Source organism: Sphingomonas sp. HMP6 (assembly GCF_013374095.1).
Lineage (GTDB): Bacteria > Pseudomonadota > Alphaproteobacteria > Sphingomonadales > Sphingomonadaceae > Sphingomonas.
Window position 1 is genome coordinate 1,518,514 of the sequence record NZ_AP022672.1, and the last position, 20,219, is coordinate 1,538,732.

A 20,219-nucleotide genomic window follows, 5' to 3' on the forward strand; every position below is an offset into this window, starting at 1 on the left:
ACGTGGGCCCAAGTTCTTGAAAGGCTGGCAGAGATCGGACCGGTGGGTGAGGTGGAAATACGAGACCCCGACATTTTCCCAGACCGCCCGGGCCTCTACGGCCCGCGATAGTTTTGCCGTTCCTCATCGACACCAACGTCGCCATCGAATGGCGCGACGGGACGCCCGCGATAGTCGATGCCATCTCGAAACTGGCCGAACCTCCGCTCATCTCGATCATCACGCGGATCGAGCTGGAGGGCGGTGTCTATCGCGATCCGTCCCATGCCGCGTTACGACGAAGTCGGCTGGACCAGTTGCTCACGATACTGCCGGTGCTTGATCTTCACGCACCAGTCGCCGACCGATATCGTGACATCATTGCCGCGACGGGCTTCTCGCGCAGACGTATCCTCGACCGCCTCATCGCCGCGACCGCGCTCACGCACGACCTGACCCTTATCACGATCAACGGCCCCGATTTCCGCGACATTCCCGGCCTTAAGCTCGAAATCTGGCCCGCCCCCGCCGCTCAATAATCCTTCGACACCCGCACGTTGGCGCTCTGCCGCCCGAGCGTCGAGATGCTCGACAACACCGATAACCAGCGCGTCACCTGAAACTCCACCTGCGTCGCGGAATAGCCCGCGCCGTCGGTCACGATCTCGGCATAGAAACGCCGCGTGATGTACTTGCCCGCCGCGATCGACGTCCCCTGCCCCGTCGTCGGATCGGCCGAAACGAAGCGCAACCGGTCGAGCCCGGTTACCCGCCGCACTGCGTTGATCGGGTCGAGCCCGCCCTTGCTGTTCTGCAACGCCGCCACCGCCGAGGCGAGTTGCAACGCCTCGGGCGCGGACAGCTTGGTGATCGAGGTGCCGAACAACAGCCGCGACAGCAGTTCGTCCTGCGGCAAAGCCGGCACGCTGGAGAAGGTGATTTCGGGTTTGATCGCCGGGCCGGTGACGTTGATCGACGCGTTCAGCCCGGTCGCATTGGCATTCGCGACGATATCGAGCGCGGGATTGGCCGGCACTTCACCCGCGAACAGGATCTTGCCGCGTTCGAGCGCGAAGGTCCGCCCCGCAAAGTCATAATTGCCGCGAACCAGATCGGCGCGGCCGGTAATCGCCGGGTTGTCCGGCGCGCCGCCGATCGTCAAATCGGCCGACCATTCACTCCGCAAGCCAAGCCCCGTCACCAGCAACTGGTTCGGCGCGCGCGCCTTGATCGCCAGTGTCCACGGCACGCGCGGGCTGTCGTCCTCCTCGACGCCACCGCCGCCGGGCAGGTTGATTTCGCGAATGTTGAGCTGCGGCACCGCACTCGCCGCACTTGCCTGGCCGAGCCGGTAGCGGCTCTTGTCGAGCCGCAAATCGCCCGAGATCGTGCCACCCGCCCCATCCGACTGGAAGCGCAGCGGCCCGGTGACGGTCGCGCCGATATCGTCACGCGCGATCATCACGGCGCGGTCGGCCTGCACCGTCAGGTCGAGCCCGATCCCTTTGGGTGCGGCAAAATCGAAGCTGCCCGTGCCGGTCACGCGCCCACCCTTGCCCGCGTCCGCCGCAAAACGACTGAGTGTCAGGCGCGATCCGGCGAACTCACCACTCGCCTGCACGTTGGTGAGCACCGTGCCCGTCACCGTGCTTTCGATTTTGGCACCATTCGCTTGCACCACGCCCTTGATCTGCGGGTTCGCGACCGTTCCACCGACGTCTGCGCCGATCGCGACCGGTCCGGTCAGATCGAACAGTTCGACCCCGGTCAGCCGCCACAGTGTATCGGCCGCGCCGTCATAGCGGAGCTGCCCGAACACCCCGGCATTCTCCACCCGCGTCGCCAGATCGCCCCCGCCGGGCAAGGTCAGCAGCATCTGCGCCCGCCCGACGGTCTTGCCGCCCGTCGCCGCAATCGCCCGCGCGGCCATCCGGTCGGCCGATAGCAGCCCCGATATCCCGACATCCACCGGCCGCGACGACAGGATCAGCCCCGATCGCGTCAGCCCGCGCACCGTCATCTCGATCTTGCCCGTCGGTGCCGCCCCGCCGCCTTGGGCATAAGACAGTGTCCCCGATGCATTGCCGCCGAGGCCAAGCCCCGGATAGCCGATGTCGAGGATCGACAGCGGCATCCGCGCGAGCGTAGCATCGATCGCGCTCGATCGACCGGTGAAGCGTCCCGACAGCTTGGCGTCACCACCGGCGAAGCTGAGCTCGGTCGCGGCCAGACGCCAGCCATCGCCGTCGCGCGTGAAGACCGCCGGCGTCACCAGCTTCAACTGTCGGCGGTCGAGTGTCCCCTGCGCCGACACTTCATACCGGTCGGGCGTCACCTGGACGACCGACTGAATATCGAACGCCCGGCCACGCGATCCCGCGATCGAGGCGGTGACGGTGCCGCGCCCGCCGCGCAGGCTCGCGCGCGCCGCGAAGCGCCCGATGACGAGCGCCCCGCGTCGCAACCCGCCACCGGTCAGGCTCGCCTCGATCGAAGTCCCCGCCGGATCGAGCAACGCCACCATATCGAGATGCGCGCGCCGCACCGTCACAGCGTCGGCCAGCTTGGCGGCGGTCGCGTCGAGATGCGCCTCGATCCGCTGATTGTCGTCGACCGGGCGGAACAGCAATTCGCCGCCAAGGCCACCGCCCGCCACCGCCAGCCGCCCGTCGAACCCGCCGGGCACGATCGCCAGCGCACCCTTGGCGTGCGTGCCGCTCACTGCCAGATCGGCGATCGCGATCGTCCCGCCGCCCCCCTTGGGCAGCAGGATCGCGCCATTGCCGGTAAAATCCCCCAGCCGCGATCCGCCGCGCGCGGTGAAGGCGAAACCCTCTGCGGTGGGATCGAGATGCGCGACGACATCGCTCAGCCCCATCGTCTCGTTGGGCCGCTTGAACACCAGATCGAGCGTCGGCCGATCGATCTTGCCATCGAGCTTGAGCGTGAGCGGGCCATAGGTCGCCTGCTGCCCGACGCCCTCGAAATGGAACGTCCCGTCGCGCCGCCGGATACCGTTGCCGGTGATGCGGATCTGCGGCGCGGTCAGCACCAGATTGTTGAGGTGCAGCACGCCATCGGGGGTGCGCTCCAGCCCGGTCACCAGCTTGGGCAGCCCGCCCGCCAGTGAGCGGAAAAAGGCGTTTTCGAGCGTCAGCATCTGCGCGGTGCCCTGCCCGATCACGCGCGTCCCCCGCCCGCCCGGGCCCGGCACGACCTTGAGCGTGGTCTTAACCTCGACCAGGCCCAGGCCGGGGATCATGTACCGGCCAAGACCGCCATTGATTCCAACATCATAGCGACCATCAGTGAGATCGAGCAGCAAGTTGATCCGCCCGTTCAACTTGTCCGATGACAGTTTCAGATCATCGCCGGTGACCAGCTTCGACGTCACGCGCAGCACGCCGTCGAGCGTCAAATTGCGTAAAATCCCGCCCGCCACGTCACCCACCCCCGTCACGCGCGCAGCGGTGAAGCGGATCGGCACCAGCACCGGTGCCTTGGAAAAACGCCCGCGCCCCGCCGCGCGCACATCCTCGAAACCGGTATTATCGAACGCGAAGCGTTGCGCGGTCAGGCGGTAATCGAACGCGGAAGTCGCAAACGTCCCGTCGAGGATCGCGCGCAATTCGATCGCGCGCCCGGTCATGTTGGGGAACAGTGCGGACGGTTGGAGCAAGGTCGCGTGGAGCCGCACGGTGCGAAAGGCGCTCTCCGCCAGGTTGAGCGTCCCGTCAGCCGTCACCGCGAGCGAGGCGGACCGCAGCGACAACGTCCCCGTCAACTGCCGCTCGACCAGCGTACCGCCGCCCTGCACCAGCACGCGCGGCGCGGTCAGCCGTTGCAGCTTGCCCTTGGCGAGCGGCGATGGCGTCAGCACGCCCGACAAGGCATAGCGGCCCGCCTGATTGGACACCGTCAGATCGGCCAGTCGCACTGTACCGACATCGGCCACCGCAGCCCCCCGCCACGCCGCCCAAGTCCCCTTGCCCGAAACATCGAGCGCGATCGGCTTGGCAAAGCCCGACAGCTTCGCAAGCACGCCCGTAGCGCTGCCGCGCGCGTGCGCGTCGAGTTCGAGCCGGTTGCGATCGGGTTCCGCGTCGAGCTTAACGCGCAGCATGTCGCTCCCCGCCACCACCGCCGCCAGATCGACCAAGGCGCGGCCAGCATGGATGTCGGCGCGCGCACGGATGCGCCCGGTACGCTGTACGCCCGTAACGGCAGGCGCAACGATCAACCGGTCGATCGCCAGCGATCCGATGCGAATGTCGAAGCCCGGCAGGATCGGGCCTTTCTTGCCCGATGGCACCAGCTCGGGCAGCCGCGCCAGCGTCGCGCGCGGCACGTGCAGGCTCGTGATATCGAGCCGGTTGACGAAGTACCGCAGCGGTGCCCAGTCGAGCTCGGCGCGCGGCGCAGAGAACACCAGCCCCTTGGGATCACGCACGCGCACATCAATCAGCGCCGCCTTACCGTAGATTGATCCGTCGATCCGCCCGATGCTGTAGCGCAAGCCGTTGGACGGCTTCATGCCCGCGATGCTGTCGGTCAGGAAACGGTGGCCGATGCTGCTGTCCATCAGGCCCAGCGCGGCGAGCGCCAGCAGCAATGGCGCCACCAGCACTGCGACAACAATCCGCCCCCAGCGGCGGCGCTTGATCGGCGCCGGTGCGGGCGGGGCCGCGTCCTCGCTCAAAACGCTTGACCCAGCGATACATAGACCGCGACGCGCGCATCACCGCGTTGCGGGTTGAGCGGTGTGCCGACATCGATGCGGATCGGCCCGAAATTGGAATAGTAGCGCACGCCGACACCCGCGCCGAAGCGCAGGTCGCTGAAACTCGGCAAGGTGCCGGTCGAGATGTTGCCGCCGTCGAGGAACGGTACCAGGCCGAAATTGCCGAACGCCTTGACCCGCGCCTCGATCGAGAATTCGGCAAGACTGCGCCCGCCGATCGGCACGTTGTTGGGGTCGCGCGGGCCGATCCCCTGATAGCTATAACCGCGCACCGAAGCCCCGCCACCGGCATAGAACCGCCGCGACGGCGCCACCGCATCGCGCGGCGCGCCCGCGATCGTCCCCAGCCGCACACGCCCGGCGAGCACCGCACCGGTCGCCACCGTGCGATACGCGCTCGCATCGACTTGCACCCGCGCATAGCCGAATGCAGTGCCCTCCAGTGACAGCTCCGGCGACAACCGCCCGCTGAGCCGGAACCCCCGCGTCGGATCGAGCAGATCGTCCGATCCGTCATAACTGAGCGTCGTCGGCAACGCGCCGATGAAATAGGTCCGCCGCCGCGGCGCGCCGGTCGAGGCGTCGACGTCGCGCTCCTCCGACGCCAGCACTTCGCCGCCCAACGACCACGTCCATTTCTTCTGGAAGAAAATGTTGGTCTGTTTCTCCAGACTCCCCGCCAGCGCAAAGGTGCGCGCCTGATAGGCATCGCGCGTCAGGTTCGACGCGGTCAGCGACCCGGTCAAAATCCGGTCGCGCCCATGGAAATTGTTACGCCGGAAGATCACGCTGGCAAGCTGCTCGCGCGTGCCGAGCACCCCGCGCAGCGTCAGCGCACCCTCGGGCGGGAACAGATTGCGATGCGTCCAGCTCACCTCCGCCCGCGCGCCCTCGCCGGTGCCATAGCCGAGCTGCCCCGCAATCGTGTGCGGCGGCGCGGGTTCGAGCCCGACCGCGATATCGACCGTGCCGCTTTCCTTGCCCTCGACCGGCTCGACCTTGACCGTCGAGACCAGCCCGGTCTGGATCAGCGCGCGCCGCAAATCGACCAAAGCCGACGCATCATACGGCTGGCCCGGCGTGAAGCGCGCAATGTCCTGCACGTGCCGCGCATCGAACAGCTTGCTGCCCGACGTCATCGTTACCATTCCGAAGCGCCGAACCCCGCCCGGCACCACCGCCATGTCGAGCGTCGCGGTGCGCGCGGCGCGATCGACCACGATCTGCGAATCGCCGATCACCGCGAAGGGGAAGCCGCCATCGGCAATGCTGTTGCGCAAGCTCGTCTCGCCCGCGGCAACCGCATCCGAATTGACCGCATCGCCCGCCGCCACGCCAAAGGACTTACGCAACGCGTCGGCTTTGTCCCCTGCCGCCTCTATCCCTGCGACGGTCACACCCTGAAATTTATAGAGCACGCCCGGTTCGGCATCGAGCACAACCAGCGGCCGCGTTGCGTTCGGTTCGATCCGCGTCGCCACCCGTGCGTCATAATAGCCCTCGGATCGCAGCAGCGTCGTCAGCAGCGTGGCATCTTCGCGTGCACGGCGGTCGAGCTGCGCGGCGTTGGCGCTCTCTTTCACATTGGCCTTCAACGTCGAAAGCTGTGCGAAACGGTCCTTGAGCAAGCTGCTCGCCACCGCATCGATGCCGTCGACGCGATAGTCATAGCGCGTGTCGCCGGTCAGCGCGGTCTGCGCCTGCGGATCAACGGGTTCCTCGGGTGCCTTCGACAGATCGGGCCAGGCGACGCCCAGCCCCGGCAACGCCGCCATCGGCGATTGCGGATCGAGCTGGCCCAATGTGGAAGGGGTCGCCGCAGGCCGCGCAGCAGACGGATCGGCCGGGCGCACTTGCGCCGCGGCACCGATCGGGGCGCATCCAACATAAAAAATTCCGACGGCGACCAGCAACGCGCCCCGCCGCTCGACCGACAACGCCATGCCCCCGTCCTAGGGGGACGGCGCGACTCCGGCAATGCTTCGGATCAATGAACCGTGCCGACCGCGCGCTCGACCGAGAGCAGGATGATCAGCCGCTCGATTTGCCGCCAGCGACAGAAATGCAGGTAATTGCCCAGATCGCGGCTCCGGTCCGCCCGCGCCGCCGCCTCCAGCCCGGCTTCGTCGCCAAACATCGTGATCAAATCGGTGGCATCGGTCAGTTCGGCCCGGTCGGCGAGATACGGCATGTACGACATTGAAACTCCGCGAGAACGCGCCCGGGCGTGGGCGACGCGGGCAGTCCATCACGCTTCATGCCAGATCGCGGGAAATCACGCGGAGCGGCGGGTCGTAGCGGTTAATGCCCTCTCGCAGCATGGCCCGCCGCTCCCGCCATGGGACGCTGGCGTCCTGCTGCGGGACATGGCAGAGCGCGAATCATGGCACGCACCTCCCCACCCCGCTACCCCCTCGCCGGCGGCGCGCTCATCGCGATCGGCTCGATCCTCGGCACCGCCATCGGCCTGTTCACCGTGATCGGCCCGACGCGCGGGTTTCTGATCGGGCTTGGGGCTGGCGTAGTGATTTCGTGTTTAATGTGGTTGCTGGATTTGCGAAAATGACGCCGAATTCGGGGGTTCGGCCGCCGATCTTGGATGCTGACCCACTTTCAGTGGCCCGTCCCGTGTGCAACCAGATGTCGCACCATCCCCGTCCGTTACGCGATCGCTTGTGCAACTTTTTGCGGTAGCGCAAAGGACACGCAGGAGCCGCCGCTGCCGCTGGATTGCAGCCAGATGCGGCCATTGTGCGCTTCGATGATTGTCCGACAGATCGAAAGGCCTATACCCATCCCGTCGTTCTTGGCGGATTGAACACCGTTAAACATTGACCGAGCCACCGAGTCCGGCACCCCGGGTCCGTTATCGTGGACCGAAACGGTCACAACACCTCCAGCGATCGTCGTCGAGATTGTGACCCGCGCTTGTGGCGAGGACACCGCCGCTTCGCAGGCATTCCGCAAAAGATTCATTACGACCTGCTGGACCTGAATACGGTCAGCCTCGAGTTCCACGCCTCCGACACTCTGGTCGTCGAGGATGACACCCTCTCCAGCGCTAACACGAACGAACTGGAGGCACTCGCGGATGGCTTCCTTAAGGTCGAAGAGCGTTCTTTCGGTGTGGCCTCGCTTGGTCATGTCCCGCAAATGACGAATGATGTCGCCCGCTCGCATCGTACTTTCGCCGATGGCGACCAACGCATTGACAAGAGCGCCAGCGCGCTCTGTGGAGTTATCGACCAGGTGTCGACAGGCGGCAGTGTAATTGGCGATTGCGGCCAAGGGCTGATTAAGTTCATGCGCCAGCGTGCTCGCCATCGTTTCCATGGCGCTGTTTCTGGACATGTGGATCAGTTCATTCTGGAGCGCGGTGACTTCGTCCAGCGCGCGATGACGATCCGTAACGTCTTGTCCTTCGCAGAACAGGCCCTCGATGACGCCCTGCGCGTTGCGCACCGGGTGATAGACAAAATCGACATAGCGTATTTCAAGCGGCTCGCCGACACTGCGCTGGAGCGAGATCGGCATATCCCGGCCGTTGAACGGTCGCCCCGTAGTATAGACCTCGTCGAGCAAGGCGACGAAGCCTTGCTCGACGATCTCGGGCAGCGCTTCGACCACGGTCTGCCCGTCCAACCCCCGCCGACCCACGAGCTTTAAATAGGATTCATTCGCGAAGGTAAATCGATGGTCTGGCCCGTTGGATGTCGAAATAAATCCCGGAGCATGCCGATAAACTGCGTACAAATCATTCCGCTGCTGAACCAGTTTTTCAACATGCCGCGATAAGTCGACCAACGAAATAAAGTGTTGATCGATTTTATCGGCTTTATCGCGGATGGCGCTCATGTAAATTGCAGCGAGAAAGATTTTACCATCTTTTCTCCGGCACTCTATTTCCAAAGTGCCATCAAACCCCTGCGCTAGCGCAGTCTCGATTCTCTTGGTCGCCGCCGAATCGGTCATATCCGTAAGGATCTCGATAATCGGGCGGTCCAGCACCTCTTCACGCGTGTAACCGGTCAGCTTCAAGAAACTATCATTTGCAAAGACAATAGGACTGTCTTTTACTTTAGCGTTAGTCAACGTCATTGCCATATGAGTCGTTTCGCCAGCAACAATAAACGTATCAAGCCGCTGCTTTAAGTCGTCGACCTCTGAAACGGCTTCGATGCTGCTATCACTCGTGACCATAATACACCGATAGGCATAAACTGGTACACTGTCCATCGGTGGTACCTGGCAGGTATTCGCCTAACGTGCCAAATTCGCGCTGCACGAGGCTATTGCACCGATCATGCCTTCAAGAGGATCATAACAGTTGCGTAACAATATTGTGGCTGCAGCATCTTGATCTGAGATCCCGCCACTCTCTGCCAGTCGCGAGCCCGTGCCTGGGCGTCACGCAGGCATGCTCCCCACCACCAGACAACAACGCTCTCACCGCAAAACCCGCGACAGCCACACCACGCGACCAATGATATCGGCGCTGGCGGTCACAAACGGCCGATAGGCCGCATTATCGCTCACGACGTGCAACACTCCGACCCCGCGCGAGACCCGCTTCACCAAAAGCGCGCCCTCAACCCGCAGCACGAACACTGCCGGGCTCGCCGTCACCCGCACATCGCGTTCATCGACCACGATATGATCGCCATCGGCGATCGTCGGCTCCATCGAATCGCCGCGCGCGCGCAGCATCGCCGCGCGCGCCGGGTCCAGCCCCAGCGTCTCGATCAGGCGCGGGTCGAGCAGCATCGGCGCGGCACTCGGATCATCGCCCGACAGCGCCCCCGGCCCGGCCGAGGCTTCGACATCCAGCCGCCGAATCGTCGTCATGCGCGGCGTCGCCGGTCCGCCTAACTCGGCCCCGTCCACCCGGAAATAGGCCGCCAACAACGCCCGGTCGCGCTCGGCCAGCACGCGCGGGGTGCCGCGCTTCACATATTGCTGCAGGTAGGCGTCGTTGCGCCGCAGCATCCGCGACAGCGCGGCATAGCCGACCCCGTCGGCATCGATCAGCGCCTGTAATCGCGCGCGAGGATCGCTCCCGTCCATATCCGACACGATAGCAATAGGAAATTTCCTAGACAAGTTGGAAAATGGAACAGATCAAGAACAATAGAGCGAATCGAAGGAGCGAAGGGCATGTCGGTGTTGGTGAAGATCGATCGCTATCTAAAGGCCACCGCAATGCCGCGGACCAAGTTCGGGCGTCTGGCAGTAAGCGATCCGCGGTTGGTCGACGATCTGCGGCGCGGGCGCGAGCCGGGGCCGCGCATGGTGCGGCGGATCGAGGCGTTCCTCGCCGCGCACGTTGCCGCGCCGCCGGAGCAACGGCCATGAGCCGCGGACCCGATGCCGGAACGCTGGTCCGCCGCGCGATCGAGCGCGATGCGCGCCGGGCCGGGTGCGCGGTCACGCTCTTGCTGGCCGAATCCTCGCGCTGGGCAAGCGCCACCTTTATCGGTGCCCGTCACCGCCTCGCGCTCGACAGCCCCGACGACGATGCCTTCGCGCACTGGCTCGCGGGCCTCCCCGAAGCGGACTTGCCGATTCGCGGGCATCTCGTCGCTGATCTCGCGATCGTATCGGTCATCCGCGCCGCCGGACGCGCCACCGCGCACGTGGAGGCACTGACCGTCGAGACCTGACAAACATCCCGACGGTGCGACTCTATGTGAGTTTAGCGCCCGCACCACCCGCCGATGATGTGACTCATGCGACTTTACGGATGGATTGTCCCCCGCGCCCGCCCCCGCTACGGCTATGCGATGTCCGATCCGCGCATCATTGCCGTGACCCTCGACGAGCGTACCATCCTGTGGCGCTCGGCCGATATCGAGCAAGAGCGCCGGATCGCGATTTTCGATCTGATCGAGGGTAATCAATTCGCGCCGCAAAAGGCGTATCCTGATGGCTATACCGGGCCGTACAAGATCGAGCTCGCGGTCGAGGAAGGGCGGCTCGGCATCGCGATCCACCGCGAGGATGATACGCACCTCGAAACCTATGTGCTTGGAATGGGGCGTTTTCGCCGCCCGATCAAAGACTATTTCGCGATCTGCGACAGCTATTACCAGGCGATTCGAAATGCGACACCCGACCATATCGAGACGGTGGACATGGCGCGACGCGGCATCCACAACGAAGCGGCGGCGCTGTTGCAGGAGCGGCTGGAGGGCAAGATCGAGATCGATTTCGACACCGCCCGCCGGTTGTTCACGCTGATCTGCGTGTTGCACATCAAAGCGTGATTTGGGTCGGAATGCGGGGGTCGAAGCGGTGAGTGTCCGCCTGTGGAACAGCCGGCTCGGCCTGGTGTTGGCGGTGATCGTAGCCGCCGCGCTGGCCGTCGTCGCGCTGATGACGCTGGTCCATGGCTGGCGTCCGTCGGACCGTTTTCCGTTCCAGGGCGTCGACGTATCCGACGCAAACGGCCCGGTCGATTGGTGGGCGGTGCACAAGGGCGGTGCGGATTTCGCGTATGTCCGCGCGACCAGCGGGGCCAACATCCGCGATCCGCGGTTCGAGGCGAATTGGGCCGGAGTGTATGAAACCGGCATGCGCCGCGGTGCGATCCACAGCTACTCGCTCTGCAAGCTTGCTGCCGACCAGGCCAATAACTTCAACACCACCGTACCGCGCACGCCGGACGCCCTGCCCGCTGCGGTCGAGGTGGATTTCGCAATGGATTGCACCTCGCGCCCCGAACCGCGCGTCGTGCTCGATGAGCTCCGCCGCTATCTCACGATGGTCGAGGCGCATACCGGCAAGCCCGTGCTGCTCAAGGTCAGCAAGCCATTCGAGGCGGCGTACGGCGTGACGGCGGCGTTGCCGCGCCCGGTCTGGGCGGTGCAGGATTTCTTCCCGCCGGAATATCCGGCACGACCGTGGCGGATGTGGCAAGCGAGTGGCATCCGGCGAATCGACGGGATCGAAGGGCCGGTCCATTGGAATGTGGTGGCACCATGACTGAAGACGAAATCGGCCGGACCCTGATCACGGCGGCACGCGGCGCGGCGCTGAACGCCCACGCCCCCTATTCGCGCTTCGCGGTGGGTGCCGCGGTGCTGTTGGCCGACGGGCGGATCGTGACGGCGGCGAATTTCGAGAATGCCAGCTACGGCCTGTCGCTCTGCGCCGAGACGGTCGCGCTTGCCACCGTCAGCAGCGCAGGTGATTTGCGCAGCGTGGTCGCGATCGGGGTGATCGGCGGGGCGATGGACAATGCAGGGCGTCCGACCGGCACCGCCCCGGTCGGCCCGTGCGGGCGCTGCCGCCAGGTGATCAACGAAGCAGCGCAAATGGGCGGCCGCGACGTGACAGTCTATTGTGGCGCGGCTGAGGGCGATGCGATCGAACGCTACGCCCTGTCGGAATTGTTGCCGCACGCTTTCGGTCCGGCCGATCTGGGACTGGGCGCCATTCTGTAGGGGGGAAGACATGCGGGTATCGGCGGCATTTCTCGTGGCGGCACTCCTGCTCTCGCCCATCGCTGTCGGCGCGCAAGTCCGGCTCGCCACGCTCGATGCAGAGGTGCGTGCCGGCATGGCGGAGACGGGCGCGCAGGGCATTGCGCTCGCCCTGATCGATCGTGGCAAGATCGTCTCGGTCAGGACCTGGGGCGCGCGCAATGCCACGGGCGACCCGCTGACGTCGGATACCGTAATGTACGGTGCTTCGCTCACCAAGGCGGTGTTCGCCTATACCGTTCTTCAATTGGCTGCGGAAAAGCGCATCGACCTCGACGCCTCGATCGCCACCTATCTGAAGAAACCGCTGCCCGACTATGCCGACGCAGGAGAGCGCTACGCCGATTGGAGCGGGCTTAAGGGGGATGAGCGCTGGCGCAAACTGACCCCGCGCATCCTGCTGCAACACGGGGCCGGCTTCGCCAATTTCGGTTTTCTCGAACCCGACCGCAAGCTCCACATCCATTTCGAGCCCGGCAGCCGCTACGCATATTCGGGCGATGGGATGATCCTGCTGCAATTCGTGCTCGAACAGGGGCTTGGCCTCGACCTTGGCAAGGAAATGCAGACCCGCGTGTTCACGCCGTTCGGCATGAAGACGACGAGCATGGTCTGGCGGCCCGATTTCACGGCAAACCTGGCCGATGGCTGGACGACAGATGGCACGGTCGAGCCGCATGACGCGCGCAGCAAGGTGCGCGCGGCGGGATCGATGGACACGACGATCGCCGACTTCGCACGCTTCGCCGCCGCCTTCATGCGCTCACAAGGGTTGAGCAAGGCGCGTCGGGCCGAGATGCTGCGGCCGCACTTGGCGATCACAACCGCGAGCCAGTTCCCGACACTGCAGCCCGAGCTGCCACCAGCCGCGCGCGTCAAGGGCCTCGCTGCAGGACTCGGCGTCGTTACCTTCACCGGGCCGCAGGGCGCGGGATTCTACAAGGGCGGGCACAATGACTCGACCGGCAACATCTGGGTTTGTCTGGAACGCGGCGCGCGCTGCGTCGTCATCCTGTCGAATGATGTCCGGGCGGAGGCGATGTTTCCGGCGCTGGTGCGCCGCATCCTTGGCGAAACCGGTGCGCCCTGGCGTTGGGAATATGGCGATCAACCTTGGACGCGCCCCTGATGCGACCCTCCTGAACGTCCGTCGACCCCATCGCGCGGATCATCGATAAACTGCGCTTGCCCAATCGTCCCGCAACGGCAAAAAGCCGTAGCCAGAGGGAGCCCCATCAATGTCCATCCTGTCCGACCGCTGGATCCGCGAGCAGGCGCTCGCAACCGGCATGATCGAGCCGTTCGTCGATGGCCAGAAACGTGACGGCTGCATCAGCTACGGCCTGTCCTCCTACGGCTATGACGCGCGGGTCTCGGACGAGTTCAAGGTATTCACCAACATCGACAGCGTCATCGTCGATCCGAAGGACTTCGCCGCCAACAGCTTTGTCGACCGCAAGACCGACGTGTGCATCATCCCGCCGAACAGCTTCGCTTTGGCGCGTACGGTGGAATATTTCAGGGTGCCGCGCGACGTACTGGTCATTTGCCTCGGCAAATCGACCTATGCGCGGTGCGGGATCATCGTCAACGTGACCCCACTCGAGCCAGGCTGGGAGGGGCACGTCACGCTCGAATTCTCGAATACCACGCCGCTGCCCGCGAAAATCTACGCCAATGAGGGTGCCTGCCAGTTCCTGTTCCTGCAGGGCAATGAGCCGTGCGAGGTTAGCTATGCCGACCGGGCGGGGAAGTATATGGGCCAACGTGGCGTAACCTTGCCCCGGCTTTGACACACGGCAATCCGCCGCGCGACACGCGCGCGGCGTCGCTGCATCAGCGTGCGGTAAGCTGCGTCGTGTCCATGTTGCCAAGCGCAACCTTGGCCAGCGTATGCGCCGTGCGCGGCTCTGCGGCGTTGGCCAGGTCCATCAATTCATCGGGCCGCGCCAGCACCGCGCGATACAGCACACGCGCTTCGCTCGCCCGTCCGGTGTGGCGATAGACCGACGCCAGGTTCAGCAGCAGGTCCGGGTCGCCCGGGAAGATCTTGGCTTGCGCCTGGATGATCCGCTCTGCGGACGCGTAATCACCCTGCATGATCTGGACCGCGCCATTGCCTTCATCGGCCATAGCGGCGGTGGAGCCGAAAAGTGCGGCGGCGACGGCGATGCAGCCAAAGCGAGCGATTTTCATAAAGCCTCCAATCCTTCCGTGACGATACGGTTTCATATTTGTGACAGTGTTGTGTCACTTATATGAAAAGGAGGCAAGAGCCTTTGGATCAGGACTTCTCCTTAGCCCGGAGGAGCACCGCACAAACAAAAAGGGCGGCCCCGAAGGACCGCCCTGATCTGCAGATATGGGACGCTGACGATTAGAAATCGTTGCGGAACTGCTCGTTGCCGATGAAGCCGAGCTTGGTCACTTCGGACCGCTTGATGATCGCCAGGACCTGATCGACCTTCTCATACCGCGCCGCGGGATCGGGCTGGAAGTGCAGCTCCGGTTCAGGGTTCAACGCCTTGGTCGCAACAAGATATTGCTGCAGCGTCGCACCGTCGGTCGGAGCACCATTCCACAGGACGACGCCGTCCGGCTGGATGACGATCTTGTTCTTTTGCGGGTCGATCGGCGGCTTCACCTGGTTCGGGTCATTGATCGGCAGATCGACCTTCACCGCGTGCGTCTGGATCGGGATGGTGATGATGAACATGATGAGGAGCACGAGCATGACGTCGATCAACGGCGTCGTGTTCATGTCCATCATTGGCTCGTCATCACCGCGACCGGTGCTGATTGCCATATCAATTACTCCTTGGTGCTAGCGCACGCATTACGATGGGGTACCGCCAACGGCAGGCGGCTGCGAAATGAAGCCGACTTTGGCGAAACCAGCCGATTGCATCGTGTAGATCGCGCCACCGATGCAGCGGTACGGCGTATCGACGTCACCACGGATGTGTGCCTCGGGCAGATCATCGGTGGTCAGCTTGTCCGCGCCGCCAGCCTTGTCGACGATTTCCTTGAGCTTGTCAGTCGAGCGCTTGAGGAGTTCCTCATGCGTCACGCGCGTCTCACCCCAGAAAACCAAGCAATTGCCGCCCTCATCCTTCGTAATCGAAAGCGAGACGTTCTCCGGCTTGGTTTCCGTCGGAATGTAGCGGACATCTGGCAGCTTCACCTTCACCGTCTGAACGATCGCAGGGATCGTAATCAGGAAGATGATGAGCATCACCAACATGACGTCCACCAGGGGCGTGGTGTTGATGTCGGACATTGGGGCGTCGTCGTCGCCGCCGCCTGCACTAATCGCCATGAAAGGCCATCCTATTCGTGTCGTTCATGCCGCCCGGTCGATCCGGACAACGAGGGAAGCAGGGTCGCCGGCTCGGCGACCCCGTTCATAGGCTGTTATACGCGCGTCTGCACACCACCGGCTTGGCCAGCGGTCGTCGTCGCGGGCTTTGCAACAGCGGGCTTGGCAGCAGCAGGCTTGCCGGCAACAACCGGACGAACTGCGCCGTCCGATGCGAGATAGCCGAGCACGTCGTTCGAGAAGGCGCTGAGGCGCTCCGAAATGCCCTTATTGCGGCGCTGCAGGAAGTTGTAGGCGAGCACTGCGGGAACCGCGACGACCAGACCGACTGCGGTCATGATCAGTGCTTCACCGACCGGGCCTGCAACCTTATCGAGCGAAGCATCGCCCGACTGTGCGATCTTGATCAGAGCGCGCAGAATGCCGACGACGGTACCAAACAGACCGATGAACGGTGCGGTTGCGCCGACGGTCGCGAGGAAGGCAAGACCGCCACCGAGCTGCGAGTTGATCGCGGCTTCCGACCGTGCGAGCGAGCCGTGGACCCAATCATGCGCTTCGACCGGATCGGTCAGACGCGAATGCTGCTCCTGCGCATAGATGCCGTCGTCGACGATCTGCTTGTAAGCGGAATTCTTCTCGAGCTTGGCAGCACCCTCCCGCAGCGAGTTTGCGGTCCAGAAGGTCGAGCGAACGCGCTGCCCCTGGTTGATGATCTTCTGCTGCTCGAACAGCTTCGTGAACAGGATGTACAGCGAACCGAACAGCATGATGCCGAGGATGCTGGCGGTGACGATCGTCAGCGCGCCACCCTGGGCGAGAGCGTTGAAAACGCCGAATTGGTCGGCGGCGCTGGCACCGGCGGCGAGGATTTGCGTGGACATCAGAGGTGGTTCCTTCTCGAAAAAATTGGGGCAGCCGACGGGCGTACCGCACAACTGGCATTAATTACTCGGGCAGACGCCAAACGACGTTACGGCCGGAAGACGATCGCATGGGCTTGCCCGATGCATCCTGGGCGGGCGTATATCGACCGCGGCGGGTAATGTTCGAACACGCTGCACGATCGAGCGACGAATTGCCGCTCGAAGCGACGACGACGCAATTTTCGACACGCCCGGCAGTGTTGATTTCCCATTTGATCCGCGACGTACCCTGGGCTTCGGCGCTAAGGGCGTCGGAGGGATAATCGTCCGTGGTAACCCACGCAGACGGGTCACCCTTTGCGCCTGCCGCCCGGCTGATAACAGGCGGAGCGGGAACAGGAACCGGGGCCGGCGCCGCAGCCAGCGGCTGGGGTGGAGACGGCGGCGGAATCTGGGTTTGGTTAAACACCGGCGGTGGTGGCGACTGCACCCGCACAATCGGCGGCGGCGACACAACCGGCGGAGTCTGCAACTGAGGCTGCTCCGGCGGCGGTGGCGGCGGCGTTTCCGGCGGCGGGGGTGGAGGCTCGACCACGTCGAACGTGTTAAGCTTTTCGGTCATCTTCTTCACGTAGGAGAAGGTCAAACCGTTGACGAATCCATAGCAGAGCACCGCAACGACGATCGAGACGATCACGATCGAGACGATGCGGCTGCCACCTGTATTGCGATCAGCGTAAGCCATTCAGAAACGAAACTCCTCTTTTCCGGCACGACGGCTCAAGGCCGATCCGTCACGTTCTATCGTAATCCGGCTTGTCACTTGGGCGACTTTATATCCTGGACAGGCCCAACCTCTATCGCGCTCAAAACCACGACGCAAACGCTTTGTCTCACGCAACAAACGTACAACCAGCGCGTGGCAGAATTATTTCTATATAAAAATTCCACGGACGAGTAACGCTTAGCAATGATCTACGTTCCTAAATCAGCGCTGGCGGCACTTCTCGCGGCCCTTCCCACAAGCGCCCTCTGTGGCCAGCAAACTGTTACAATACCACAACAATCTGCACTGCCTGCCCCGCCGTATGCGGACTATGCCGACCTCGTCGTGGCGGCACCTGTCGTCATCGACGCGACTGTCCGCAGCGAAATCCGGCTAAAACCGATCAACGCCCCCGATCTTCAGCCTGGTGAAGCGAGACTTTATATAGAGGCCGACGTGCTGGCGCTGATTCGCGCGCCTAATGCGGTTGCCACACGGGTTGGCTATACGATCGACGTTCCGCTCGACGCGCGCGGCCGTCCGCCCCGCTATCGCAAGTCCCGCGTTCTCCTCTTTGCGCGCAGCGTCGCTGGTACAGTCGGCCAGATGCAGCTCGTGCGCTCCGACGGGCAACGCGGCTGGACGCCGGGTGGCGACGTGCTCACCCGCCGAATCGTGCGCGAAACGCTCGCCCCCGATGCGCCGCAGACGATCACGGGAATCGGCAACGCTTTCCACACGCCCGGCAATATTCCGGGCGAGGGTGAAACCCAAATTTTCCTGTCGACTGCCGATGGCCGCCCGATCTCGCTCGGCATCGTCCGCCAGAACGGCCAGCCGCCGCGCTGGTGGGTCGCGCTTGGCGAAGTGGCGGGCGAAGGCAGTCCGCCGCCGCCGCGCGATACGTTGTTATGGTATCGGCTGGCCTGCACCCTGCCCCCGGCCCTGCCCGACGCCGTGGTGAAGTCGACCGGCCCCGACGCGGACATCGCGCGGGAGGATTATGCGCTGGTGGTGCAATCGCTGGGCGCCTGTGATCGCGGCGAGCGGCAGTAGCGCCATCCCTTAACGCGGCGTGATGCGCACCGTCTGGCCGGTCGTCGATTCGGCGGTCGCCAGAAACCCGGCCGCCTCCGCCACGTCGGCAACCGTAGCATCCGGCGCAACAACAATTGCGGCGATCCGCACATCAGGCGCGAGATCGACCGCGAGCGGACCGACCGCCGCGAGCAACATCGCTCGGTCGATGGCGGGAACATCAGGCGTGATGATCAGCAGCAGCAACTCGGACTCGCCCGCCGCTGCACGCAGTCCCGCAAGATCCGCGGCGGCGCGCGGGAACGCCAAAGCCGCCCTGCCCGCCAGCACCGCCTCAAGCGCGTCCCTCAACGGCGGTTCCGCACCAGCGTGATGCCGATCGCTTCGCCGGCCTCGGCAATGGCGAGCTTGACGATCGTCAACTCGACCCGCGCCACGCGCTTGTCCTGCAGAAACAGCGTTTCGCAAATGTGATCGGCGACCGCTTCGACCAGCTTAAAATGCACGCCCACGGGCAGCGCGGTGGTCGCGGCATGTTTGAGGTCGAGGTAATTCTTCGATTCGCTGAGTGGCGTATCAGGCTCGAATCGCGCGGGCACGTCGAGATCGACCGTCAGCGAAATCCGCAGCGGCTGCGGCAGGTGCGTCTCCTCCGAATAGATGCCGGTCAGGACCAGCACTTCGAGGTCGTGTACGTTCAGCGTCAATCGGTCGTTCAAAGCGAGCCTTCCATCGGTATCGGCGCGCGCCATAGCAGATGTACCGGGAAGGGAAACCGTCACGCGGCAGAACTCGGTCGCGCCGCCGCCGCTTTATACCAGCGGTGGAGGTTTGCGTGGCCCTCGGGCACCGCCAGCTTGGCCGCTTTGGCGAAGTCTACCGTGATGAGCGCGGAGATGTCCGCGAAACTATAGGCATCGGTCGCGATCCACGCGCGCCCGGCCAAATGCCTGTCGAGCGCAGTGATGAAGGCATGCCACAGGATAGTGCCGCGCTCCGCCAGTTCGGGGATTTGCGGGACGGCGGGCCATTTGCCCGCGACTCCACGATCACGAAACGCCTCACGCTGGTTGCGCAGGACGTAGACGACCGAGGCATAGCCCTCCTGCTCGATCCGGCGGGTCCACGATTCGATCCGCGCAATGTCCAGCGCTGTCTCGCCGAACAGCGGAGACGGCGGTTGCAACGCCTCGAAATAGCGGCAAATTGCCGACGATTCGCAAATCACTTCGCCAGAATCGAGTTCGAGGGCGGGCACCGCGCCGCGCGGATTGATCCGCAAATAGGCGTCGCCGAGTTGCTCGTCGCTGCGCAGATCGACCATCACGCGCTCGATTTCGATCCCCTTTTCCGCCAGGTAGAGCCGCACCCGGCGCGGGCTCGGGGCCCAGACGGCGTCATAGAGTTTCATGGCGGCACCTCCATTCGGCTTGCGTTAACAGGCGTGCAGGCTAAAGCGCGCGGCCCGCGCGGTCTATGGGGCCGGCCAATCGCGGAAAAGGAAACGCCCGTGATCGAATTCGTGCCGATTGCCGATATCGCCCCGGATCTGGTGGAGCAGTTGCTCGACCGAGCCTTTGGTGCTGATCGACATTTGCGCACTGCGTATCAGATCCGGGCCGGCGTGGCGGCCATACCGGAGCTCAGCTTTGCGGCGATGGAGAGCGGCGCGCTGGTCGGCACGATCCAATGCTGGCCGATCCGCTTCGAGGGCGATGACGGAAATGATGTGCCGATGATCCAGCTCGGGCCGGTCGCGGTCGAGCCTGCCCGGCAACAAGGCGGCATCGGCCGCGCACTGACCGCTCATGCGCTCGATTCGGCCGAGGCGGCGGGGTTGGCCGAGGCCATCACCCTGATCGGTGATCCTGAATATTATGGGCGGTTCTTCGGCTTCGACGCGTCGCGCACCGCACAGTGGCGCATCCCCGGCCCAGTCGAGCGCCACCGCCTGCTCGCGCGTGGGCGCGCTGTGCCGGAAGGCGCAGGATTGCTGGGGCCACGAATTACGGTACTTGCCTGACTTTAC

Annotated in this window: 24 protein-coding genes; 11 read left to right on the top strand and 13 right to left on the bottom strand. The window is 64.2% G+C overall.

All coding sequences use genetic code 11. The features are described 5' to 3' along the window. Positions 1 to 113 precede the first annotated feature (113 nt). Entirely contained in the window at positions 114 to 518 is a 405-nt protein-coding gene (locus HMP06_RS07575) for a PIN domain-containing protein (RefSeq protein ID WP_176496544.1), read from the top strand. On the opposite strand, the gene HMP06_RS07580 is transcribed toward HMP06_RS07575, so the two are convergent. From HMP06_RS07580 to HMP06_RS07590, 3 genes are read right to left on the bottom strand one after another with little or no spacing between them, the layout of a single operon-like run. Continuing rightward, positions 512 to 4,678, bottom strand: a complete 4,167-nt coding sequence (locus HMP06_RS07580; RefSeq protein WP_176496545.1) for a translocation/assembly module TamB domain-containing protein — start codon at positions 4,676 to 4,678, stop codon at positions 512 to 514. The two genes, HMP06_RS07575 and HMP06_RS07580, sit on opposite strands and share 7 nt — an antisense overlap. Further along, positions 4,675 to 6,663: an autotransporter assembly complex protein TamA gene (locus tag HMP06_RS07585; protein WP_176496546.1), complete on the bottom strand. Its 1,989-nt coding sequence runs from the start codon at positions 6,661 to 6,663 to the stop codon at positions 4,675 to 4,677. Before HMP06_RS07585 ends, HMP06_RS07580 begins: the two co-directional genes overlap by 4 nt. A gap of 44 nt (positions 6,664 to 6,707) precedes the next feature. Next, on the bottom strand, positions 6,708 to 6,920 hold the full coding sequence (locus HMP06_RS07590) for a hypothetical protein (protein ID WP_176496547.1): 213 nt from the start codon (positions 6,918 to 6,920) through the stop codon (positions 6,708 to 6,710). A gap of 183 nt (positions 6,921 to 7,103) precedes the next feature. Here HMP06_RS07590 and HMP06_RS07595 point away from each other — a divergent pair, with 183 nt between their 5' ends. After that, complete coding sequence (locus HMP06_RS07595; protein ID WP_176496548.1) at positions 7,104 to 7,286, top strand: hypothetical protein; 183 nt, start codon at positions 7,104 to 7,106, stop codon at positions 7,284 to 7,286. 95 nt (positions 7,287 to 7,381) lie between these two features. Here HMP06_RS07595 and HMP06_RS07600 read toward each other — a convergent pair whose 3' ends face one another. Together HMP06_RS07600 and HMP06_RS07605 are read right to left on the bottom strand one after the other, a co-directional pair. After that, positions 7,382 to 8,920 (bottom strand): PAS domain-containing sensor histidine kinase, encoded by a 1,539-nt coding sequence (locus tag HMP06_RS07600; protein WP_176496549.1) that lies wholly within the window; start codon positions 8,918 to 8,920, stop codon positions 7,382 to 7,384. A gap of 246 nt (positions 8,921 to 9,166) precedes the next feature. After that, positions 9,167 to 9,784 (bottom strand): S24 family peptidase, encoded by a 618-nt coding sequence (locus HMP06_RS07605; protein WP_176496550.1) that lies wholly within the window; start codon positions 9,782 to 9,784, stop codon positions 9,167 to 9,169. A 90-nt stretch (positions 9,785 to 9,874) separates the two neighbouring features. On the opposite strand from HMP06_RS07605, the gene HMP06_RS07610 reads away from it, so the two are divergent. The 7 genes from HMP06_RS07610 to dcd all read left to right on the top strand — a co-directional run bounded on the left by HMP06_RS07610 (position 9,875) and on the right by dcd (position 13,994). Then, positions 9,875 to 10,072 (top strand): hypothetical protein, encoded by a 198-nt coding sequence (locus HMP06_RS07610; RefSeq protein ID WP_176496551.1) that lies wholly within the window; start codon positions 9,875 to 9,877, stop codon positions 10,070 to 10,072. After that, complete coding sequence (locus tag HMP06_RS07615) at positions 10,069 to 10,380, top strand: hypothetical protein (protein ID WP_176496552.1); 312 nt, start codon at positions 10,069 to 10,071, stop codon at positions 10,378 to 10,380. The genes HMP06_RS07610 and HMP06_RS07615 overlap by 4 nt, the downstream gene beginning before the upstream one ends. Before the next feature lie 120 nt (positions 10,381 to 10,500). Further along, positions 10,501 to 10,983: a UPF0262 family protein gene (locus HMP06_RS07620; RefSeq protein WP_176496553.1), complete on the top strand. Its 483-nt coding sequence runs from the start codon at positions 10,501 to 10,503 to the stop codon at positions 10,981 to 10,983. Between the two features lie 28 nt (positions 10,984 to 11,011). Continuing rightward, positions 11,012 to 11,701 carry a GH25 family lysozyme gene (locus tag HMP06_RS07625; protein WP_232089912.1) on the top strand — a complete coding sequence of 230 codons (690 nt, stop codon included), beginning with the start codon at positions 11,012 to 11,014 and terminating at the stop codon, positions 11,699 to 11,701. Beyond that, complete coding sequence (locus HMP06_RS07630) at positions 11,698 to 12,162, top strand: cytidine deaminase (RefSeq protein ID WP_176496554.1); 465 nt, start codon at positions 11,698 to 11,700, stop codon at positions 12,160 to 12,162. Before HMP06_RS07625 ends, HMP06_RS07630 begins: the two co-directional genes overlap by 4 nt. Before the next feature lie 10 nt (positions 12,163 to 12,172). Beyond that, positions 12,173 to 13,330: a serine hydrolase domain-containing protein gene (locus HMP06_RS07635; RefSeq protein ID WP_176496555.1), complete on the top strand. Its 1,158-nt coding sequence runs from the start codon at positions 12,173 to 12,175 to the stop codon at positions 13,328 to 13,330. Between the two features lie 109 nt (positions 13,331 to 13,439). Further along, the gene (gene dcd / locus HMP06_RS07640; RefSeq protein ID WP_176496556.1) at positions 13,440 to 13,994 is read left to right on the top strand and encodes a dCTP deaminase; all 555 of its coding nucleotides are present in this window, start codon (positions 13,440 to 13,442) and stop codon (positions 13,992 to 13,994) included. Between the two features lie 43 nt (positions 13,995 to 14,037). Here dcd and HMP06_RS07645 read toward each other — a convergent pair whose 3' ends face one another. The 5 genes from HMP06_RS07645 to HMP06_RS07665 form a co-directional block, all read right to left on the bottom strand. After that, positions 14,038 to 14,397 carry a tetratricopeptide repeat protein gene (locus tag HMP06_RS07645; protein WP_176496557.1) on the bottom strand — a complete coding sequence of 120 codons (360 nt, stop codon included), beginning with the start codon at positions 14,395 to 14,397 and terminating at the stop codon, positions 14,038 to 14,040. Positions 14,398 to 14,578: 181 nt separating this feature from the next. Next, a complete protein-coding gene (locus HMP06_RS07650; RefSeq protein ID WP_176496558.1) occupies positions 14,579 to 15,007 on the bottom strand; it encodes an ExbD/TolR family protein in 429 nt (142 codons plus the stop codon). 30 nt (positions 15,008 to 15,037) lie between these two features. Next, positions 15,038 to 15,520 carry an ExbD/TolR family protein gene (locus tag HMP06_RS07655; RefSeq protein WP_176496559.1) on the bottom strand — a complete coding sequence of 161 codons (483 nt, stop codon included), beginning with the start codon at positions 15,518 to 15,520 and terminating at the stop codon, positions 15,038 to 15,040. 95 nt (positions 15,521 to 15,615) lie between these two features. Next, positions 15,616 to 16,404, bottom strand: a complete 789-nt coding sequence (locus HMP06_RS07660) for a MotA/TolQ/ExbB proton channel family protein (RefSeq protein ID WP_176496560.1) — start codon at positions 16,402 to 16,404, stop codon at positions 15,616 to 15,618. A 64-nt stretch (positions 16,405 to 16,468) separates the two neighbouring features. After that, positions 16,469 to 17,131 (bottom strand): energy transducer TonB, encoded by a 663-nt coding sequence (locus HMP06_RS07665; protein WP_176496561.1) that lies wholly within the window; start codon positions 17,129 to 17,131, stop codon positions 16,469 to 16,471. Positions 17,132 to 17,497: 366 nt separating this feature from the next. On the opposite strand from HMP06_RS07665, the gene HMP06_RS07670 reads away from it, so the two are divergent. Continuing rightward, positions 17,498 to 18,208, top strand: a complete 711-nt coding sequence (locus tag HMP06_RS07670; RefSeq protein ID WP_232089913.1) for a hypothetical protein — start codon at positions 17,498 to 17,500, stop codon at positions 18,206 to 18,208. Between the two features lie 9 nt (positions 18,209 to 18,217). On the opposite strand, the gene HMP06_RS07675 is transcribed toward HMP06_RS07670, so the two are convergent. From HMP06_RS07675 to HMP06_RS07685, 3 genes are read right to left on the bottom strand one after another with little or no spacing between them, the layout of a single operon-like run. Then, positions 18,218 to 18,541 carry a Rossmann fold domain-containing protein gene (locus HMP06_RS07675; RefSeq protein ID WP_176496562.1) on the bottom strand — a complete coding sequence of 108 codons (324 nt, stop codon included), beginning with the start codon at positions 18,539 to 18,541 and terminating at the stop codon, positions 18,218 to 18,220. Beyond that, entirely contained in the window at positions 18,538 to 18,909 is a 372-nt protein-coding gene (locus HMP06_RS07680; RefSeq protein WP_176496563.1) for a dihydroneopterin aldolase, read from the bottom strand. Before HMP06_RS07680 ends, HMP06_RS07675 begins: the two co-directional genes overlap by 4 nt. Positions 18,910 to 18,968: 59 nt before the next feature. Further along, entirely contained in the window at positions 18,969 to 19,601 is a 633-nt protein-coding gene (locus tag HMP06_RS07685) for a glutathione S-transferase family protein (RefSeq protein WP_176496564.1), read from the bottom strand. Between the two features lie 99 nt (positions 19,602 to 19,700). Between HMP06_RS07685 and HMP06_RS07690 the strand changes: the two genes are divergently transcribed. Further along, the gene (locus HMP06_RS07690; RefSeq protein WP_176496565.1) at positions 19,701 to 20,213 is read left to right on the top strand and encodes a GNAT family N-acetyltransferase; all 513 of its coding nucleotides are present in this window, start codon (positions 19,701 to 19,703) and stop codon (positions 20,211 to 20,213) included. The last annotated feature ends 6 nt before the right edge of the window (positions 20,214 to 20,219 follow it).

Bases quoted from the DNA above. Each gene is read 5' to 3' on its own strand.
- HMP06_RS07650 (WP_176496558.1), bottom strand. From the start codon at position 15,007: ATGGCAATCAGCACCGGTCGCGGTGATGACGAGCCAATGATGGACATG.
- HMP06_RS07645 (WP_176496557.1), bottom strand. From the start codon at position 14,397: ATGAAAATCGCTCGCTTTGGCTGCATCGCCGTCGCCGCCGCACTTTTC.
- HMP06_RS07620 (WP_176496553.1), top strand. From the start codon at position 10,501: ATGTCCGATCCGCGCATCATTGCCGTGACCCTCGACGAGCGTACCATC.
- HMP06_RS07665 (WP_176496561.1), bottom strand. From the start codon at position 17,131: ATGGCTTACGCTGATCGCAATACAGGTGGCAGCCGCATCGTCTCGATC.
- HMP06_RS07685 (WP_176496564.1), bottom strand. From the start codon at position 19,601: ATGAAACTCTATGACGCCGTCTGGGCCCCGAGCCCGCGCCGGGTGCGG.
- HMP06_RS07595 (WP_176496548.1), top strand. From the start codon at position 7,104: ATGGCACGCACCTCCCCACCCCGCTACCCCCTCGCCGGCGGCGCGCTC.
- HMP06_RS07615 (WP_176496552.1), top strand. From the start codon at position 10,069: ATGAGCCGCGGACCCGATGCCGGAACGCTGGTCCGCCGCGCGATCGAG.
- HMP06_RS07630 (WP_176496554.1), top strand. From the start codon at position 11,698: ATGACTGAAGACGAAATCGGCCGGACCCTGATCACGGCGGCACGCGGC.
- HMP06_RS07605 (WP_176496550.1), bottom strand. From the start codon at position 9,784: ATGGACGGGAGCGATCCTCGCGCGCGATTACAGGCGCTGATCGATGCC.
- dcd (WP_176496556.1), top strand. From the start codon at position 13,440: ATGTCCATCCTGTCCGACCGCTGGATCCGCGAGCAGGCGCTCGCAACC.
- HMP06_RS07585 (WP_176496546.1), bottom strand. From the start codon at position 6,663: ATGGCGTTGTCGGTCGAGCGGCGGGGCGCGTTGCTGGTCGCCGTCGGA.
- HMP06_RS07600 (WP_176496549.1), bottom strand. From the start codon at position 8,920: ATGGTCACGAGTGATAGCAGCATCGAAGCCGTTTCAGAGGTCGACGAC.
- HMP06_RS07610 (WP_176496551.1), top strand. From the start codon at position 9,875: ATGTCGGTGTTGGTGAAGATCGATCGCTATCTAAAGGCCACCGCAATG.
- HMP06_RS07590 (WP_176496547.1), bottom strand. From the start codon at position 6,920: ATGTCGTACATGCCGTATCTCGCCGACCGGGCCGAACTGACCGATGCC.
- HMP06_RS07635 (WP_176496555.1), top strand. From the start codon at position 12,173: ATGCGGGTATCGGCGGCATTTCTCGTGGCGGCACTCCTGCTCTCGCCC.
- HMP06_RS07660 (WP_176496560.1), bottom strand. From the start codon at position 16,404: ATGTCCACGCAAATCCTCGCCGCCGGTGCCAGCGCCGCCGACCAATTC.
- HMP06_RS07655 (WP_176496559.1), bottom strand. From the start codon at position 15,520: ATGGCGATTAGTGCAGGCGGCGGCGACGACGACGCCCCAATGTCCGAC.